This window comes from Streptomyces sp. NPDC037126, assembly GCF_055605965.1.
On record NZ_JBVJTD010000003.1, the window covers coordinates 1 to 17,423 of the forward strand.

General features: G+C 71.1%; 16 protein-coding genes and 1 pseudogene. 9 read left to right on the forward strand and 8 right to left on the reverse strand.

Annotated features, from left to right (window positions below):
- Positions 1 to 365, reverse strand: a pseudogene (locus ACZ7FF_RS08655) (esterase); the annotation flags it as partial.
- 227 nt (positions 366 to 592) lie between these two features.
- Here ACZ7FF_RS08655 and ACZ7FF_RS08660 point away from each other — a divergent pair.
- From ACZ7FF_RS08660 to ACZ7FF_RS08685, 6 genes are all read left to right on the forward strand, one after another.
- A complete protein-coding gene (locus ACZ7FF_RS08660; protein ID WP_470810622.1) occupies positions 593 to 2,407 on the forward strand; it encodes a phosphatidylglycerol lysyltransferase domain-containing protein in 1,815 nt (604 codons plus the stop codon).
- Positions 2,408 to 2,520: 113 nt separating this feature from the next.
- Positions 2,521 to 3,480: a dihydropteroate synthase gene (folP, locus tag ACZ7FF_RS08665; protein WP_470810624.1), complete on the forward strand. Its 960-nt coding sequence runs from the start codon at positions 2,521 to 2,523 to the stop codon at positions 3,478 to 3,480.
- Positions 3,477 to 4,013, forward strand: a complete 537-nt coding sequence (locus ACZ7FF_RS08670; RefSeq protein WP_470810625.1) for a nuclear transport factor 2 family protein — start codon at positions 3,477 to 3,479, stop codon at positions 4,011 to 4,013. The genes folP and ACZ7FF_RS08670 overlap by 4 nt, the downstream gene beginning before the upstream one ends.
- 260 nt (positions 4,014 to 4,273) lie before the next feature.
- Positions 4,274 to 4,633 carry a dihydroneopterin aldolase gene (folB, locus tag ACZ7FF_RS08675; protein ID WP_470810627.1) on the forward strand — a complete coding sequence of 120 codons (360 nt, stop codon included), beginning with the start codon at positions 4,274 to 4,276 and terminating at the stop codon, positions 4,631 to 4,633.
- Entirely contained in the window at positions 4,630 to 5,241 is a 612-nt protein-coding gene (folK, locus tag ACZ7FF_RS08680) for a 2-amino-4-hydroxy-6-hydroxymethyldihydropteridine diphosphokinase (RefSeq protein ID WP_470810628.1), read from the forward strand. Before folB ends, folK begins: the two co-directional genes overlap by 4 nt.
- A gap of 58 nt (positions 5,242 to 5,299) precedes the next feature.
- Entirely contained in the window at positions 5,300 to 5,788 is a 489-nt protein-coding gene (locus ACZ7FF_RS08685) for a DUF3180 domain-containing protein (RefSeq protein ID WP_470810629.1), read from the forward strand.
- Between the two features lie 24 nt (positions 5,789 to 5,812).
- Here the strand turns inward: ACZ7FF_RS08685 and folE are convergent, their stop codons facing one another.
- From folE to dacB, 6 genes are all read right to left on the reverse strand, one after another.
- The gene (gene folE / locus ACZ7FF_RS08690) at positions 5,813 to 6,418 is read right to left on the reverse strand and encodes a GTP cyclohydrolase I FolE (protein ID WP_470810630.1); all 606 of its coding nucleotides are present in this window, start codon (positions 6,416 to 6,418) and stop codon (positions 5,813 to 5,815) included.
- A 133-nt stretch (positions 6,419 to 6,551) separates the two neighbouring features.
- The gene (gene ftsH, locus ACZ7FF_RS08695) at positions 6,552 to 8,591 is read right to left on the reverse strand and encodes an ATP-dependent zinc metalloprotease FtsH (protein WP_470810631.1); all 2,040 of its coding nucleotides are present in this window, start codon (positions 8,589 to 8,591) and stop codon (positions 6,552 to 6,554) included.
- 195 nt (positions 8,592 to 8,786) lie between these two features.
- Positions 8,787 to 9,347 (reverse strand): hypoxanthine phosphoribosyltransferase, encoded by a 561-nt coding sequence (gene hpt, locus ACZ7FF_RS08700; protein WP_392071871.1) that lies wholly within the window; start codon positions 9,345 to 9,347, stop codon positions 8,787 to 8,789.
- A 77-nt stretch (positions 9,348 to 9,424) separates the two neighbouring features.
- Positions 9,425 to 10,456, reverse strand: a complete 1,032-nt coding sequence (gene tilS, locus ACZ7FF_RS08705; protein WP_470810633.1) for a tRNA lysidine(34) synthetase TilS — start codon at positions 10,454 to 10,456, stop codon at positions 9,425 to 9,427.
- A 193-nt stretch (positions 10,457 to 10,649) separates the two neighbouring features.
- The gene (locus ACZ7FF_RS08710) at positions 10,650 to 11,783 is read right to left on the reverse strand and encodes a zinc-dependent metalloprotease (RefSeq protein WP_470810634.1); all 1,134 of its coding nucleotides are present in this window, start codon (positions 11,781 to 11,783) and stop codon (positions 10,650 to 10,652) included.
- Positions 11,784 to 11,872: 89 nt separating this feature from the next.
- On the reverse strand, positions 11,873 to 13,474 hold the full coding sequence (gene dacB, locus ACZ7FF_RS08715; RefSeq protein WP_470810635.1) for a D-alanyl-D-alanine carboxypeptidase/D-alanyl-D-alanine endopeptidase: 1,602 nt from the start codon (positions 13,472 to 13,474) through the stop codon (positions 11,873 to 11,875).
- A gap of 79 nt (positions 13,475 to 13,553) precedes the next feature.
- Here dacB and ACZ7FF_RS08720 point away from each other — a divergent pair, with 79 nt between their 5' ends.
- On the forward strand, positions 13,554 to 14,045 hold the full coding sequence (locus ACZ7FF_RS08720) for an inorganic diphosphatase (RefSeq protein WP_161292619.1): 492 nt from the start codon (positions 13,554 to 13,556) through the stop codon (positions 14,043 to 14,045).
- Positions 14,046 to 14,193: 148 nt separating this feature from the next.
- Positions 14,194 to 15,849 (forward strand): threonine/serine exporter family protein, encoded by a 1,656-nt coding sequence (locus tag ACZ7FF_RS08725; protein WP_470810637.1) that lies wholly within the window; start codon positions 14,194 to 14,196, stop codon positions 15,847 to 15,849.
- A 28-nt stretch (positions 15,850 to 15,877) separates the two neighbouring features.
- Here the strand turns inward: ACZ7FF_RS08725 and ACZ7FF_RS08730 are convergent, their stop codons facing one another.
- On the reverse strand, positions 15,878 to 16,900 hold the full coding sequence (locus ACZ7FF_RS08730) for a DedA family protein (protein ID WP_470810638.1): 1,023 nt from the start codon (positions 16,898 to 16,900) through the stop codon (positions 15,878 to 15,880).
- Between the two features lie 145 nt (positions 16,901 to 17,045).
- Here ACZ7FF_RS08730 and ACZ7FF_RS08735 point away from each other — a divergent pair, with 145 nt between their 5' ends.
- Positions 17,046 to 17,411, forward strand: a complete 366-nt coding sequence (locus ACZ7FF_RS08735; protein ID WP_470810639.1) for a YbjQ family protein — start codon at positions 17,046 to 17,048, stop codon at positions 17,409 to 17,411.
- Positions 17,412 to 17,423: the final 12 nt, after the last annotated feature.

The window sequence follows — 17,423 nt, forward strand, 5'->3', positions numbered from 1 at the left end:
ATGTCCACCTTCTGGACCTGCCCCGCCACCTGCGGCAGCCCGCTGCTCACCCCCAGCACCCGGGAGGTCGAGACGACCTGGATCGGACCACCACCACCGGCCGCTATGTGGTCCACGACCACCCCCTGGCCCGTCTCCTGACCGAACAGGTCCGCCCAGCTGGCGTAGAACCCGAAGGACTGGTTGGCGGCGAGCCCCATCGAGGCGATGAGCGCCAACTGGGTGCTCAGCATGAGACCGATCCGCCCGCTGACGGCACGCCAGCTCTGCCGGGCGAGCCGCGGCCACAGCCACACCGTGCTGCCGAACAGCACGGCGGCGACCAGAATCGCCAGCACCAGCACTTTGTTGCTCGTGAGACCCATGGGCTGCTTCCTGCCTGCGTTCTCCGCCCGTGCCGGACGCTCGCTCTGTTGCGAGGTCTTGCCCGGGGCTTTCCTTGGCCTTTGACCCGACTTTCCGGTGGGGAGTGAACCTCTCTCCCCAAGACACCGTCCTAGAGGGCGCAATGTCGCCGGATGCCCGATCGGGCCCGGGTTCAAGGTCTCTCGCAGAACTACGGGATGCGATGTCTGTCAGGATAGATGGGGAAATGTCGGGCGAGGTTCCGGGCCGATCAAGCCGGGCGCGGCGCATACTGCGCGGCCCGCGCCCCGAGGCCGTTCCCACCCTGGTGAGCAGGGCGGCCGCGCTCGTGGGCGTCCTCGACATTGCCGCGGGCGTGTTCCCGCGCTTCCGGCACAGCCGTATGCACGCCATAGCCGAGGTGCTGCCGGGCTCCTTCGGGCCCTTCGCCGCGGCGCTGTCGCTGAGCGCGGGCGTCCTGTTGCTGCTGCTCGCGCACGGGCTCAAACGGCGCAAGCGCCGGGCGTGGCGCGCGGCGGTCGCGCTGCTCCCGGCGGGCGCGGCGGCCCAGTTCGCCTACCGGCACTCGCTGGCCGGCGTGCTCATCGCGGTCGTACTGCTCGTACCGCTGCTGCGTCACCGGGGCGAGTTCGCGGCCCTGCCCGACCCGCGCAGCCGCTGGCGCGCGCTCGCCAACTTCGTTCTCATGAGCGCCGGTTCACTCGTCCTCGGGCTCGTCATCGTGAGCGTCCACCCAGACCGGACGGTCGGCGACCCGAGCCTCGCCGACCGCCTGACGCACGTCGTCTACGGCCTGTTCGGCTTCGAGGGCCCGGTCGACTACACGGGCAGCACCTCCTGGACCGTCGCCTTCTCCCTCGGGGCGCTCGGCTGGATCACCGCGGTCACCACCGTCTACCTGGCCTTCCGGCCCGAACACCCGGCCGCCCGCCTCACCGAGGAGGACGAGGTCAGGCTGCGGGCCCTGCTGGACAAGCACGGCGGCCGCGACTCCCTCGGCCAGTTCGCGCTGCGCCGCGACAAGGCGGTCGTCTTCTCGCCCAGCGGCAAGGCCGCGGTCACCTACCGCGTCATCTCCGGCGTGATGCTCGCCAGCGGCGACCCGATCGGCGACGTCGAGGCCTGGCCCGGCGCGATCGAGCGCTTCATGGACGAGGCCAAGGCCCACTCCTGGACGCCCGCGGTCGTGGGCTGCTCGGAGACCGGCGGTGAGGTGTGGACCCGCGAGACCGGCCTGGACGCCCTGGAGCTGGGCGACGAGGCGGTGGTGGACGTGGCGGATTTCTCACTCGCCGGACGCGCGATGCGCAACGTGCGCCAGATGGTCAAGCGCATCGAGCGGGCCGGCTACGAAACCCGAGTACGGCGCATCCGTGACCTCGGCGAACCCGAGTTGGAGCGCATCCGCCACGCCGCGGAGGACTGGCGCGGCACCGACACCGAGCGCGGCTTCTCCATGGCCCTCGGCCGCGTCGGCGACCCCGCCGACGGCGACTGCCTGATCGCCACCGCCCACAAGACGGACGACGTGCCCGGCGAGTACGGCGACCTGAAGGCGATCCTGCACTTCGTGCCCTGGGGCACGGACGGCGCCTCGCTGGACCTGATGCGCCGTGACCGCAGCGCCGACCCGGGCATGAACGAGCTGCTGATCGTCGCCGCCCTGCAGGCCGCTCCGAAGTTCGGCGTCACGCGTGTCTCGCTGAACTTCGCGATGTTCCGCTCCGCCCTCGCGCGCGGGGAGAAGATCGGCGCCGGTCCGGTGCTGCGCGCCTGGCGCGGTCTGCTGGTCTTCCTCTCGCGCTGGTTCCAGATCGAGTCGCTGTACAAGTTCAACGCCAAGTTCCAGCCCCGCTGGGAGCCGCGGTTCATGGTCTACCGCGCCACGACCGACCTGCCGCGCATCGGCTTCGCGGTCATGCAGGCCGAGGGCTTCGTCAACCTCGCCCTGCCGCTGCCGCGCTTCATGCGCCGCCGCCGCGCGGCCGCCCAGCGGCCGTGCGCGCACGCCGTGCCCGACCGGGACGTCAGAGCGGCCTGACACCCGCGACGGGCACGACCGAGGACTGGCCCTGGCGGAAGCCCCCCTCCCCCCGGGGGCCTCCGCCAGGGCCGCGGCGCGTTCCGCCGCCACCCTGGGCCTACGCTGAACGTATGAACAACCACAGCGGGCGTGGCCTGGTGGCGGGCCTTCCGGCATGGGACCGGTGCGCGGTCATGGGGGTCGTGAACGTCACCCCCGACTCCTTCTCCGACGGCGGCCGCTGGTTCGACACGACCGCCGCCGTCAAGCACGGCCTCGACCTGGTCGCCGAGGGCGCGGACCTGGTCGACGTCGGCGGTGAGTCCACCCGTCCGGGCGCCACCCGCGTGGACGAGGCCGAGGAACTGCGGCGCGTCATCCCCGTGGTCCGCGGTCTCGCCTCCGAAGGCGTGGCCGTCTCCGTCGACACCATGCGCGCCTCCGTCGCCGCGCAGTCGCTGGCGGCCGGCGCCGCCCTGGTCAACGACGTCAGCGGCGGCCTCGCCGATCCGGAGATGATCCCGGTCGTCGCCGACGCGGGCGCCCCCTTCGTCGTCATGCACTGGCGCGGCTTCCTCGACGGCGGCAACGTCGCGGGCGCCTACGAGGACGTCGTCGCCGAAGTCGTCGGCGAACTCCACGCGCGCGTGGAGGCCGTCCTGGCCGGCGGCATCGCGCCCGACCGGATCGTCGTCGACCCCGGCCTCGGCTTCTCCAAGGAGGCCGACCACGACCTCACCCTGCTCGCCCACCTCGACCGCCTGCACGCCCTCGGTCACCCCCTGCTCGTGGCCGCGTCCCGCAAGCGGTTCCTCGGCCGGGTGCTCGCGGGCCCGCAGGGTGCTCCCCCGCCGGCCCGGGAGCGCGACGCCGCCACCGCCGCCGTGTCCGCGCTCGCCGCGCACGCCGGCGCGTGGGCCGTGCGCGTCCACGAGGTACGCGCCACCGCGGACGCGGTACGGGTCGCGCGGGCCGTCGAGGGGGCGCGTACGACGCCTTCCGCGCCGGGGGCCGGCAGCTCGCCCGGGGCGCGTGAAACCGGCCACACGCCGGGGTCCGGTGGCGGACCCGGGGCGGACGGAGACCGGTGAGCGCCCCCCATACCGACGTCGAGCAGGTCGAGGCGGCGAACACCGCCTTCTACGAAGCGCTGGAGAGCGGTGACTTCGACGTGGTCTCCTCGCTCTGGCTCACCCCCGCCGACCTGGGCGTGGACGAGGAGTACCACGACCCGGCGGACGCCGGCGTGATCTCCTGCGTGCACCCCGGGTGGCCGGTGCTCACCGGCCGCGGCGAGGTCCTCAGGTCGTACGCCCTGATCATGGCGAACACCGACTACATCCAGTTCTTCCTCACCGACGTGCACGTCTCCGTCACCGGCGACACCGCGCTCGTGACCTGCACCGAGAACATCCTCAGCGGCGGGCCCGCCCCGGCCGACGGCGGCGAACTCGGCCCCCTGGTCGGCCAGCTCGTCGTCGCCACGAACGTGTTCCGGCGCACACCCGGGGGCTGGAAGCTCTGGTCGCACCATGCCTCGCCCGTCCTGGCCGAGACGGAGGACTCGGACGACGGCGAGAGCGGTGTAAATGGCGTGAATCCGGACGACGACCCTCTCGCCTGAGCGGGTAGGCGCCCCACAGCGGGCCCACTGGGACCAAGAAGTGGTTGGAATCACCTACCGCTGGGTATGAGCGGCTACCAGCCCGTGACGCGGCCTGGTTCCCTGGGGAAAACAGGCGGTGAACCCTCTCGGTCCCGGCCCGGGCCCACGCCCCTGGAGCCCGGTTCTGTCGGTGCCCGCAGGTAGATTCGTCAGTGACCGGTGTGCCGCCCGCACGCGGTACGGGCCGGTCGTTCCCGACGATTGCAGGAGTGATTCGCGTGGATCGTGTCGCGCTGCGCGGCCTGAAGGCCCGCGGGCACCACGGTGTGTTCCCCAAGGAGCGCGAGGAGGGCCAGACCTTCATCGTCGACCTCGTGCTCGGCCTGGACACCCGGCCGGCCGCGGCAGACGACGACCTGGCGAGGACCGTGCACTACGGCATCGTGGCCGAGGAGGTCGTGGCCGTGGTCGAGGGCGAACCGGTGAACCTCATCGAGACCCTCGCCGAGCGGATCGCCCAGACCTGCCTCAAACACGAAGGGGTCGACGAGGTCGAGGTCTGCGTGCACAAGCCCGACGCGCCGATCACCGTCCCCTTCGACGACGTGACCGTCACCATCACCCGGAGCCGAGTATGACCCGATCCTTCCTCCAGGGTCAGAGCGACCCGACCGTCCAGCCGGTGCCCGCCTCGGTCGTCGAGCAGGTGGACGCGGCCGACACGACCCTGCAGAACCCGAAGTGGGCCGTCATCTCCATCGGCTCCAACCTCGGCAACCGCCTGGAGACCCTCCAAGGCGCCGTCGACGCCCTGGAGGACACGCCGGGCGTCCGCGTGAAGGCCGTCTCGCCGGTGTACGAGACCGAGCCGTGGGGCGTGGCCCCCGGCAGCCAGCCGTCGTACCTCAACGCGATCGTGGCCCTGAAGACCACCCTGCCCCCCTCCTCGCTGCTGGAGCGGGCGCACGCCGTCGAGGAGGCCTTCAACCGGGTCCGCGACGAGCGCTGGGGCCCGCGCACCCTGGACGTCGACATCGTCGCCTATGCCGACGTCACCTCCGACGACCCCCAGCTCACGCTGCCCCACCCCCGCGCCCACGAGCGCGCCTTCGTGCTCGCCCCCTGGCACGACGTGGACCCCCAGGCCCAGCTGCCCGGCCTCGGTCCCGTGGCCGATCTCCTCTCGGCCGTCACCCGCGAAGGCGTCGCGGCTCGCGGCGACCTGGAACTCCGACTGCCCGAGTAGTCGTTAAGGTCAAGACGACCACAGTCCGGGGACGGTCCGGGGGAACTGAAGGGACACCGTGAGAGAGCTGCGCATCAGGGTGCTGGTCGGCGTGTTCGTCGTGGCCGGAATCCTGTCCTGGGCGGGGGCCCGCCTCTGGAACTCGATCGGGACACTCCCCAGCGTCCCCCTGGCCGCGCCCATCGTCCTCGCGCTGATCGCGGTGGTGCTGCTGGCGACGGCGCTCTCGCTGCGCGCCCGCTTCAAGGCCCAGCGCGAGCGGCGCCCCGGGGCGAAGGGCGTCGATCCGCTCATGGCGGCCCGCGCGGTCGTCTTCGCCCAGGCCAGCGCGCTGGTCGCCGCGCTCGTCGCCGGTATGTACGGCGGCACGGGCGTCCTGCTGCTGGAGCTCCTCGACATACCGACCCGCCGCGACCAGGCCGTCTACGCCGGCTTCTCGGTGCTGGCCGGCATCGGCGTCATAGCGGCGGCCCTGTTCCTGGAGCGCGTCTGCAAGCTCCCGGAGGACGAGGACGAGAACCACCCGGGAGCGGAGCCGGCGGCGTGACCGCCGGCTCCCCCGGGGCGGGGCTCAGCGCGCCATGATCAGGCTCATGGCCTCGTTGCGCGTCGCCGCGTCCCGCAGCTGACCGCGCACGGCGGACGTTATGGTCTTCGCGCCCGGCTTGCGGATGCCGCGCATGGACATGCACATGTGCTCGCACTCGATGACCACGATGACGCCCCGCGGCTCCAGGATCTCCATCAGGGAGTCCGCGATCTGCGTGGTGAGGCGCTCCTGCACCTGCGGCCTGCGGGCGTAGACGTCCACCAGCCGGGCCAGCTTGGACAGGCCGGTGATCTTCCCGGAGACGGACGGGATGTAGCCGACGTGGGCGACGCCCCTGAACGGGACCAGATGGTGCTCGCACGTGCTGTAGACCTCGATGTCCTTCACCAGGACCATCTCGTCGTGTCCCAGGTCGAAGGTCGTGGTCAGCACGTCCTCGGGCTGCTGCCACAGTCCCGCGAAGATCTCCTTGTACGCCCGCGCCACCCGCGCCGGCGTCTCCCTGAGACCCTCGCGGTCCGGGTCCTCGCCGACCGCGATGAGGAGTTCGCGTACGGCGTTCTCGGCGCGCTTCTCGTCGAACTCGCCGATGGGGCCCTCGCCGTCCAGCGTCACGGGGTCGGTCATCTGGTTCCTCGTTCCTGTGCCTGACGCGTGGCGGCGGCCACACGTCGTCTTGCGGACATACGAACGCCGCGCCCACCAGGCTAGAACCTGGTGGGCGCGGCGTTCATTCCGGGCCGGATCGGCCGAAAGCCGATCAGCTCTCGGAGCGGTCCTCCGGGGTCTGGTCCGTCACCGGGGCGGACTCCGTGGCGGTGGACTTGACCGTGCTGATCGCGGCCGTCGTGCCGTTCGCACCGTTAGTCAGTGCCAGCTCCTTGGGGGAGAGCACCGGCGGGCGGGTGGACGGGGTGCGACGCGAGGAGCCGGTCCACGCGGGCCGCGGCGGGCGCTTGACGATGGGCGCGAAGATCTCGGCGATCTCCTCCTTGCCCAGGGTCTCCTTCTCCAGCAGGTGGAGGACGAGCTGGTCGAGCACGTCGCGGTTCTCGACCAGGATCTCCCAGGCCTCGTTGTGCGCGTTCTCGATGAGCTTCTTGACCTCTTCGTCGACCAGCGCGGCGACCTCTTCCGAGTAGTCGCGCTGGTGAGCCATCTCACGGCCGAGGAAGGGCTCGCTGTTGTCGCCGCCGAACTTGATGGCGCCGAGCCGCTCGGTCATGCCGTACTGCGTGACCATCGCGCGGGCCAGGTTGGTGGCCTTCTCGATGTCGTTCGCGGCACCGGTGGTCGGGTCGTGGAAGACCAGCTCCTCGGCCGCGCGCCCGCCCAGCATGTAGCCGAGCTGGTCGAGCATCTCGTTGCGCGTGGTCGAGTACTTGTCCTCGTCCGGGAGAACCATCGTGTAGCCGAGGGCGCGGCCGCGGGACAGGATCGTGATCTTGTGGACCGGGTCGGAGTTCGGCGAGGCCGCCGCGACCAGGGCGTGGCCGCCCTCGTGGTACGCGGTGATCTTCTTCTCCTTGTCCGACATGATCCGGGTCCGCTTCTGCGGGCCCGCGACCACGCGGTCGATCGCCTCGTCCAGCGCCTTGTTGTCGATCAGCTTCTGGTCACCGCGGGCGGTGAGCAGCGCGGCCTCGTTCAGCACGTTGGCGAGGTCGGCACCCGTCATGCCGGGGGTGCGGCGGGCGACGGCGGAGAGGTCGACGTCGGGCGCGACCGGCTTGCCCTTCTGGTGGACCTTGAGGATCTCCATGCGGCCCTGCAGGTCCGGCGGGTCGACCGCGATCTGGCGGTCGAAACGGCCGGGGCGCAGCAGCGCCGGGTCGAGGATGTCCGGGCGGTTCGTGGCGGCGATCAGGATGACGCCGCCCTTGACGTCGAAGCCGTCCATCTCGACGAGCAGCTGGTTCAGCGTCTGCTCGCGCTCGTCGTGACCACCGCCGAGGCCGGCGCCGCGGTGGCGGCCGACCGCGTCGATCTCGTCGACGAAGACGATCGCCGGGGCGTTCGCCTTGGCCTGCTCGAACAGGTCACGGACACGGGAGGCACCGACACCGACGAACATCTCGACGAAGTCCGAACCGGAGATCGAGTAGAAGGGGACGCCCGCCTCGCCGGCGACGGCGCGCGCGAGCAGGGTCTTGCCGGTACCCGGGCGGCCGTAGAGCAGCACACCCTTGGGGATCTTGGCGCCGACGGCCTGGAACTTGGCCGGCTCCTGGAGGAACTCCTTGATCTCCTGGAGCTCCTCGACGGCCTCGTCACAGCCGGCGACGTCGGAGAAGGTGGTCTTCGGGGTGTCCTTGGTGATCAGCTTGGCCTTGGACTTCCCGAAGTTCATCACCCGGGAGCCGCCGCCCTGCATCTGGTTCATCAGGAACAGGAAGACGACCACGATGAGGACGAAGGGCAGCAGCGACAGCAGGACACCGACGAACGGGTTCTGCTTGGACGGCGACACCGTGTAGCCGTCCGGGATCTGCTTCTGCTCGTACTTGGTCTGCAGCGAGCCGGCGAGGGTCGAACCCTGGTCACCGATGTAGCTCGCCTGGATCTTCGAGCTGCCATCGACCTTCTGGCCGTCCTTGAGGACGACCTTGACGGTCTGCTCGTCGCCTGTGGTCAGCTTCGCCGACTGGACCCTGTTGTCATTGATCGCCGCAACGACCTGGCCGGTGTCCACCGTCTTGTAGCCGCCGGACGAGCCGACGACCTGCATCAACACGACCACGGCAAGGACGGCCAGCACGATCCACATGACCGGCCCACGGAAGTATCGCTTCACGTCCATCCATACGGAGCGGTGTCGCCCCGTCCCTCCTGCCATAGTGAGTTTGATAAGACAGTTCTTCTGACGGTACCCCAGCATTGTTGCCCGAAGCCGCACGGAGCCGTTTCGACGGCTGGGAAACCCGTCTCTGCATGCTTCAACGGCACGGAACCCGCCGGGGTTCCCGATCGTCCTACTGGGCTTGGCCCAAGTGGCTCAGCCGCCGTAGACGTGAGGCGCGAGCGTACCCACGAACGGCAGGTTGCGGTACTTCTCGGCGTAGTCGAGGCCGTAGCCGACGACGAACTCGTTCGGGATGTCGAAGCCGACCCACTCCACGTCGATGGCGACCTTGGCGGCGTCCGGCTTGCGCAGGAGCGTGCACACCTTCAGGGTCGCGGGCTCGCGGGAGCCGAGGTTGTTGATCAGCCAGGACAGGGTCAGGCCGGAGTCGATGATGTCCTCGACGATCAGGACGTGCCTGCCCTTGATGTCGGTGTCGAGGTCCTTGAGGATCCGGACGACACCGGAGGACTGGGTGCCCGCGCCGTAGGAGGACACGGCCATCCAGTCCATGGTGAGGGGGGTGGACAGCGCCCGGGCGAGGTCCGCCATGACCATCACCGCGCCCTTGAGGACGCCGACGATCAGCAGGTCCTTGCCCGCGTACTCCGCGTCGATCTTCGCGGCCAGCTCGGCCAGCTTCGCGTCGATCTCTTCCTTGGTGATGAGCACCTGCTGGAGGTCGGCACCCATGTCTTTCGCGTCCACCCGCATCACTTTCGGTCGTCCCGCACTTACGGCCTCCGGCTGCCCGGACCGGCCGCCGGAGGATCGCTCCGGGAGGTCGGGATTCAGCCCTGCCGAATCACCAGTCTGCCACCCTGCCGCTGGGCGACGACCCGGCCGGGGAGATTGATGGCTCCCTGGCCGCGCCAGCCGGTGATCAGGCGGTCGACTTCCTCGATGTGGCGCGCGAACAGCGAACCGGCCGGGGCGCCGGCCTCGATGGCGGCGCGACGCAGGATCCGGCGGCGCACGGCGGGCGGCAGCGCGTAGAGCTTGGCGCACTCGAGCAGGCCCTTGGCGTCCCGTACCGAGGCGTCCGCCTGGCTCGCCCAGGAGTCGAGCGCGTCGGCGTCGTCGCGGGAGAGCTGGGCCGTGCGGGCGAGCGCCTCGACGACACCCTTGCCGAGGGCCTTCTCCAGGGCGGGCAGGCCTTCGTGCCGGAGCCGGGAGCGGGTGTAGGCGGGGTCGGCGTTGTGCGGGTCGTCCCAGACGGGCAGGGACTGGACCATGCAGGCCTTGCGGGCGGTCTGCCGGTCGAGGTGCAGGAAGGGGCGCCGGTAACGGCCGTCGGCCCCCGAGACCGCGGCCATGCCGGACAGGGAGCGGATGCCGGAACCGCGGGCGAGCCCCAGCAGGACGGTTTCGGCCTGGTCGTCGCGGGTGTGGCCGAGCAGGATCGCGGCGGCGCCGTGGCCTCGGGCGGCGGCGTCGAGGGCGGCGTAGCGGGCGTCGCGGGCCGCGGCCTCGGGTCCGCCCTCACGGCCCACGCTCACGGCGACGGACTCGGCGGGTGCGAGGCCGAGGCCGCGCATTCGCAGGACGACCTCGGCGGCGCGGAGGTCGGAGCCGACCTGGAGTCCGTGGTCGACGGTGATGCCGCCGGCCCGGATGCCGAGCTTGGGGGCCTCGAAGGCGAGCGCGGAGGCGAGCGCCATGGAGTCGGCGCCGCCGGAGCACGCGACGAGCACGAGCGGGGAGGGGAACCGCTCGGCTGTCTGGTCCGGGTGCTCGCCGGAGGTCGATCGGTCGTTCAGGATGTCGTGGAGGACGCGGCGAACCGCCAGGCGTATCGCCGCGACCGCAGGATGGGGACCCATGTCCGGTTCCCTTCATGAAGTTTTCGGGGGGTGAGCCCGAGATTCGGTCACTCAGAGTGTGTAGATGGTGACAGAAGCGGGCCGTTCCCTGAGCATTGCACGCCTACGCATGCCCCACGGTCCCTCGGACGGGTGATTGGAGTGGCGTTCTCCTGCCGTCGGCCGGATTCGTTTCACGGCCCACTCGTGCCGTTCACGACTCGGCCTTGCGGTGCACCCGTGCGATCCAGTCCGCCGGTTTGGCGATCTCCGTCTTGGTGGGCAGGGTGTTGGGCGAGGTCCACGCGCGGTTGAAGCCGTCGATGCCGACCTCGTCGACGACGGCCCTCACGAAGCGCTCGCCGTCCCGGTACTGCCGGAGTTTGGCGTCCAGACCGAGCAGCTTGCGCAGTGCCTGGTCGAGCCGGGAGGCACCCTTGGCGCGGCGCTGCTGGAACTTCTCGCGGATCTCGGCGACCGACGGCACGACGCTGGGGCCGACGCCGTCCATGACGTAGTCGGCGTGGCCCTCCAACAGGGACATCACGGCGGTGAGGCGGCCGAGGATCTCGCGCTGGGCCGGGGTCTGCACCAGCTCCACGAAGGAGCGCCCGCCGTCGTCCTCCTCGCCCTCGGGACGCCCGCCGGCGAGGGACTGGGCGGCCTCCCGGATGCGCTCCAGAAACGTCATGGGGTCGACGTCGGTCTCCGCCAAGAACGACTGGATTTCACCCTCGAGGTGGTCGCGCAGCCAGGGCACGGCCGTGAACTGGGTGCGGTGGGTCTCCTCGTGCAGGCAGACCCACAGGCGGAAGTCGTGCGGTTCGACGTCGAGTTCGCGCTCGACGTGGACGATGTTGGGCGCGACGAGGAGGAGCCGGCCGCCGCCGTTCTCCCCGGCGGGCAGTTCGCGGGTGGCCGGGGCGAACGTCTCGTACTGGCCGAGGACGCGGGAGGACAGGAACGACAGGAGCATGCCCAGCTCGACGCCGGTGACCTTGCCGCCGACGGTGCCGAGGACGGCGTTGCCCGGACTGCCGGCGCGCCGCTCCTGCATCTTCTCCAGCAGGGGTTTGAGGATCTCGCGGAAGCCGGCGACGTTGGCCCGGACCCAGCCGGGGCGGTCGACGACGAGGACGGGGGTGTCGTGGGTCTCCTCGGTGCCGAGACGAGTGAAGCCCCGGACGTGTTCCTCCGAGGCTTTCGCGTGCCGGCGCAGTTCCGCGACGACGGTCCTGGCCTCGTCGCGGCTGACGTCGGGGCCCGGCCGTACGAGCCTTGTCGCGGTTGCCACCGCGAGGTTCCAGTCGACCATCCCGGGAGATGCGGTGCCACCGAAGCCTGTCATGCGTCAACGGTACGTGAGCGGTCCCACTTCGGGCAGGCCGTGACGGGGGCCCGCCGGAGGCGGAGTTCCCCCGGCGTACGGCGCGCCGGTCACCGGCAGCCGCAGGCCGCCAGGGCCGTGGCCGTCCGGTCCAGGGCGGACTGGGCCGCCACGGGGTCGGTCGTGCCGGAGGCGAGGAAGGCGAAGACCAGGAGCCGCCCGTCGGCGTCCACCACCGTGCCGGCCAGCGTGTTCACGCCGGTCAGCGTGCCGGTCTTGGCGCGGACGAGCCCGCCCGCGCCGTCGGTGTACCGGCTGGTGAGGGTGCCGGTGAAGTCGCCGACGGGAAGGCCGGTGAGGACGGGGCGCAGGCCCGGGTGGTCCGGGGTGCCGGCCTTGACCAGGAGGGCGGTGAGGAGGTCGGCCGTCACCCTGTCGTCGCGGCTGAGGCCGCTGCCGTCGTGGAAGGAGGCGCCGGACGTCGGCAGGCCCAGCTTGTCCAGCTGCGCGACGATCGCCCTTGCGCCGCCGCCGAAGTCGGCCGGCAGACCGCTCGCGAGGGCGGTGTGGCGGGCCAGGGCCTCGGCGATGTCGTTGTCGCTGTTGGTCAGCATGCGCTCGACCAGCGCGGACAGCGGCGGCGAGGACACGGTGGCGAGGGTCTGGGCGCGGCTGGTGGCCTTGGAGGGGCCGGGCGGTGTGGTCGTGACGCCGGCCTTCTTGAGGAAGACCGCGAACTTGCCGGCCGCGTCCGCCGCCGGGTCGGCCACGCGGCGCGCCGGGCCCCTGGTGGAGTCGTCGGTGCGGCCCTCGTCGGCGGACAGGGCGCTGACCGGGGCGAGGTTGTCGTTGACGCCGATGGGGTGCAGCGCGGGGCCGCTGTAGAGGGTGGTGTCGTAGGAGAGCTTGATCTTGTGGATGCCGCGTCCCGCGAGGGCCTTCGCGGTCTGCGCGGCGAGCATGCGCAGGCCGGCCCAGCCGCCCGCGTCGCTTCGCGCGGTGAGCGTGGGGTCGCCGCCGCCGACCAGGACGAGTTCACCGGTGTCGGGTTCGAGGGCGGCGCGGGTGGTGAGGCGGTGGTCGGGACCGAGCGCGGACAGGGCGGCGACGGCGGTGGCGAGCTTGGTGGTGGAGGCGGGCGCGAGCGGCCGGTCGGGGTCGACGCCGTACAGGCGCCGGCCGGTGGTCGCGTCGACGACCACCGCCCCGTGGCTGTTGCCCAGCGCGGAGGCGCCCAGGAGGGGCCCCAGGACGTCCGCGAGGGGCTTCCCGGCCGTCGGGGCCTTCTTGGTGTCCACGGGGCTCGTGAGGCCGTCCAGGCCCGCCAGGACGGGTGCGGCGCTCGGGGCGGGCAGCGGTGCCCCCTGCGCCGTGGTGGAGCCGCCGTGATCTGCGCCACCTGCCCGCTCCAGGGCGGCGGCCCGGTCCCGCTCGGCCGTACGCTGACCGTCGGCGTCCCAGGGCCCCGCCAGGGTCACCACGCCGGCGGCCAGCGCCAGGCCGGCGGTGGCGGCGCCGGCGGTGTACTGCCAGGTCCTGGGGGTGCGCGACCGGGGGAGGCCGGTGATCAGCGGTCGTACCGTCCGTGTGAGCCGCGCGACCCGCGGTCCGGCGGCCGTCGCGGCCCGCGCCAGACGCGGTCGTACGGCCTTCGCGACCCGCACCACCTGCGGTCTCGCGGCACGCCAAAACCTCAGCTCTGGCACGACCACCAGCCCCTTTCGCGATCACACACCTGCGTGAGGGACACTTAACCACCAGAACTATGTGCTGATCATGGAGGAGCCACCGGTGGAGTTCGACGTCACGATCGAGATCCCGAAGGGTTCGCGCAACAAGTACGAGGTGGACCACGAGACCGGTCGGATCCGCCTGGACCGTCGCCTCTTCACCTCGACCGCCTACCCGACCGACTACGGCTTCGTCGAGAACACCCTCGGCGAGGACGGTGACCCGCTGGACGCGCTGGTCATCCTGGACGAGCCGACCTTCCCGGGCTGCCTGATCCGCTGCCGCGCGATCGGCATGTTCCGCATGACGGACGAGGCGGGCGGCGACGACAAACTGCTGTGCGTTCCCTCCACCGACCCGCGTGTGGAGCACCTGCGCGACATCCACCACGTGTCGGAGTTCGACCGCCTGGAGATCCAGCACTTCTTCGAGGTGTACAAGGACCTGGAGCCCGGCAAGTCGGTCGAGGGTGCCAACTGGGTGGGCCGCACCGACGCCGAGGTGGAGATCGAGCGGTCGTACAAGCGCTTCAAGGAGCAGGGCGGCCACTGAGCGCCCCCGCGCGACCTACGCGGACGGGCCGCACGCACGCGTGCGGCCCGTTTCGCTTCCCCGCACGTCCGCGCACGCGTGCGGCCGGTGCGGGTACACGTGCGCATACTGAGGCCAGCGGAAGGTGTCGTTCAGGGAGCGGTGCGAGGTGACGGAGGCGGAGGACCGCAAGCCCCGGTCCGACGAGGCGCGGTACGACCCGGAGATCACGTCGGAGTTCGCCATCCCGGCGGGCCTCGACGTCCCCAAGGGGAGCGCGGAACCGGAGACGACCTCCGAGTTCGCGGTGCCGGACGGTCTGGAGACTCGGCAGCCGCCGGGTGCGGGGGCGGAGGGCTCGGCGTTCAGCATGCCGAGCACGTACAGCTCGAAGAGCGCCCCGGCCGCGTTCACGCCCCCCACCGGGATACCGCTGGTCAGCCTGGTCAAGGACGCGCCGTGGCAGGACCGGATGCGCACGATGCTGCGCCTGCCGGTGGCCGAGCGGCCCGCGCCGGAGATGGTGCAGCGGGCGGAGGAGGGCGGCCCCGCCGTCCCGCGCGTGCTGGACCTGACCCTGCGTATCGGGGAGCTGCTGCTGGCGGGCGGCGAGGGCGCCGAGGACGTGGAGGCCGCGATGTTCGCGGTGTGCCGGTCCTACGGCCTGGACCGCTGCGAGCCGAACGTCACCTTCACCCTGCTGTCGATCTCGCACCAGCCGTCGCTGGTGGAGGACCCGGTGACGGCGTCCCGGACGGTACGGCGGCGGGGTACCGACTACACGCGTCTGGCGGCCGTGTTCCGGCTGGTGGACGACCTGACCGACCCGGAGACCCATGTCTCCCTGGAGGAGGCCTACCGGCGCCTGGCGGAGATCCGCCGCAACCGGCACCCCTATCCCGGCTGGGCGCTGACCCTGGCGAGCGGGCTGCTGGCCGGCGCGGCCTCCGTGCTGGTCGGCGGTGACCTGATCGTCTTCTTCGCGGCGGCGATCGGCGCGATGCTCGGCGACCGGCTGGCCTGGCTGTGCGCGGGCCGCGGCCTGCCGGAGTTCTACCAGTTCACGGTGGCCGCGATGCCGCCCGCGGCGATCGGGGTGGCGTTCTCACTGGCGCACGTGGACGTGCGGGCGTCCGCCGTGATCACCGGTGGCCTGTTCGCCCTGCTGCCCGGGCGGGCCCTGGTGGCGGGCGTGCAGGACGGCCTGACGGGCTTCTACATCACCGCCTCGGCCCGCCTGCTGGAGGTCATGTACTTCTTCGTCGGCATCGTCACCGGCGTACTGGTCGTCCTGTACTTCGGCGTGAAGGTCGGCGGCAAGCTCAACCCGGAGGCGGCGCTCAACATCTCCCAGCGCCCCCTGGTCCAGATCCTGGCCTCCATGCTGCTGTCGCTGACCTTCGCGGTGCTGCTCCAGCAGGAACGGTCCACCGTGCTCTGGGTGACGCTCAACGGGGGTGTCGCGTGGACGGTGTACGGCGCGATGCACTACGTGGCCGACTTCTCGCCGGTGGCCTCGACGGCCGTGGCGGCGGGGCTGGTCGGGCTGTTCGGGCAGCTGCTCTCCCGGTACCGGTTCGCCTCGGCGCTGCCGTACACGACGGCGGCGATCGGGCCGCTGCTGCCGGGCTCCGCCACCTACTTCGGGCTGCTGAACATGGCCCAGAACGAGGTGGACAAGGGGCTGGTGTCGCTGGCCAACGCGGCCTCCCTGGCCATGGCCATCGCGATCGGCGTCAATCTGGGTTCGGAGGTCTTCCGGATCTTCCTGCGGGTCGGCTCCGCGGGCAAGCGCCGGGCCGCCAAGCGCACCAGGGGCTTCTGAGCGCGCGGGCGGCTCGGGACCGCGCCGCTCACTGGGTGCGGTGGTCGCCCTGGTCGTAGTCGTACGGGTACTGGTTCCGGCCCGGCGGGTTCTGGCCCTGCGGGTTCTGGCCGTACTGACCCTGCCCGTACTCACCCTGGCCGTACTGACCCTGCCCGTAATGGCTCTGGTCGTACTGCTGCTGCGGGTACTGCTGCCGACCGTAGTGCTGCTCATCGTAGCCGCCCTGGTTCCAGTACTGCTGCTGTCCCTGGTGCACGGGCTGCTGCTGGTACTGGGGCTGCTGGTACTGGGGCTGGTACGGCTGCTCGTACTGCGGTTCCGGGTCGATGCGGCGCAGCCTCGTCGTGGCGTCGTCCATGACCGGCGCCTGCTGGTGGAGGGGTGCCCGGGGCTGCTGGGGGGCCTCCGGCTCGCTCTGCTGGGCCTTCTTGTTCCTGGCGCGGGCGCGCAGGTACTCGATGGCGATCGGGACCACCGAGACGAGGACGATCAGGATGAGGATCGCCTCGATGTTGTTCCTGACGAGCGCGTGCTTCCCGAGCCAGGAACCGAGGAGGGTGACGCCCGCGCCCCACAGGGTGCCGCCTATGACGTTGAAGACCACGAACGAGCGGTACCGCATGCCGCTGACGCCGGCGATGATCGGCGTGAACGTCCGCACGACCGGCACGAAGCGGGCCAGGACCAGGGACTTCGGGCCGTACTTCTCGAAGAACTCGTGCGCCTTGGTGACGTTCTCCTGCTTGAACAGGCGCGAGTCCGGCCGGTTGAACAGGGACGGACCGACCTTCTTGCCGAACATGTAGCCCGCCTGGTCGCCGAGGACGGCGGCGAGGCAGATCAGGGCGATCGCGGCCCACAGCGGGAAGTTCAGCTGGTGGGTGGTGATCAGCAGACCGCAGGTGAACAGCAGCGAGTCGCCGGGCAGGAAGAACCCGATGAGCAGACCGGACTCGGCGAAGACGACGAGCAGCAGGCCCCACACGCTGTACGTGTTCAGCAGATAGTTGGGATCGAGCCAGCTCGGGCCGAGGGCGAGTGTCATCACGGGTCCGGGCTCCTGAGAGGGATGAGGGCGGCTACGGTGTCCGGGTAGTACGGCCGCACAAAGCTATCAACGTGATGTGACCGCCCCAGGTTCCCCCGGTGGCCCCAGGATGCACTGTGGGACGACTGGGAGAAAGCTGTGACTCATGGGACTCGAGGACTACGGCGGTGGCCAGGGGCCGCAGCCGGACGTACTGGTCGTGACGACGAACGACGTGCCCGGCTACCGGGTGCAGCAGGTCATCGGTGAGGTCTTCGGGCTCACCGTGCGCTCCCGGCACCTCGGCAGCCAGATCGGCGCCGGTCTGAAGTCGATGATCGGCGGTGAGCTGAGGGGCCTCACCAAGACGCTCGTGCAGACCCGCAACCAGGCCATGGAGCGCCTGGTGGAGCAGGCGCGCGCGCGTGGGGCCAACGCGGTGCTCGCGTTCCGCTTCGACGTGACCGAGGCCGCGGACGCCGGCACCGAGGTCTGCGCCTACGGCACGGCGGTCGTCCTGGCCCGGGAGTGACCCCCATGCACC

What these genes read in the sequence shown, in the direction of transcription:
- hpt (WP_392071871.1), bottom strand. Translation starts at nt 9,347, where the DNA reads ATGCGGGTGGACGCGAAAGACATGGGTGCCGACCTCCAGCAGGTGCTC.
- folE (WP_470810630.1), bottom strand. Translation starts at nt 6,418, where the DNA reads ATGACCGACCCCGTGACGCTGGACGGCGAGGGCCCCATCGGCGAGTTC.
- tilS (WP_470810633.1), bottom strand. Translation starts at nt 10,456, where the DNA reads ATGGGTCCCCATCCTGCGGTCGCGGCGATACGCCTGGCGGTTCGCCGC.
- ACZ7FF_RS08710 (WP_470810634.1), bottom strand. Translation starts at nt 11,783, where the DNA reads ATGACAGGCTTCGGTGGCACCGCATCTCCCGGGATGGTCGACTGGAAC.
- ACZ7FF_RS08735 (WP_470810639.1), top strand. Translation starts at nt 17,046, where the DNA reads ATGGGACTCGAGGACTACGGCGGTGGCCAGGGGCCGCAGCCGGACGTA.
- ftsH (WP_470810631.1), bottom strand. Translation starts at nt 8,591, where the DNA reads ATGGACGTGAAGCGATACTTCCGTGGGCCGGTCATGTGGATCGTGCTG.
- folP (WP_470810624.1), top strand. Translation starts at nt 2,521, where the DNA reads ATGAACAACCACAGCGGGCGTGGCCTGGTGGCGGGCCTTCCGGCATGG.
- folK (WP_470810628.1), top strand. Translation starts at nt 4,630, where the DNA reads ATGACCCGATCCTTCCTCCAGGGTCAGAGCGACCCGACCGTCCAGCCG.
- ACZ7FF_RS08660 (WP_470810622.1), top strand. Translation starts at nt 593, where the DNA reads ATGTCGGGCGAGGTTCCGGGCCGATCAAGCCGGGCGCGGCGCATACTG.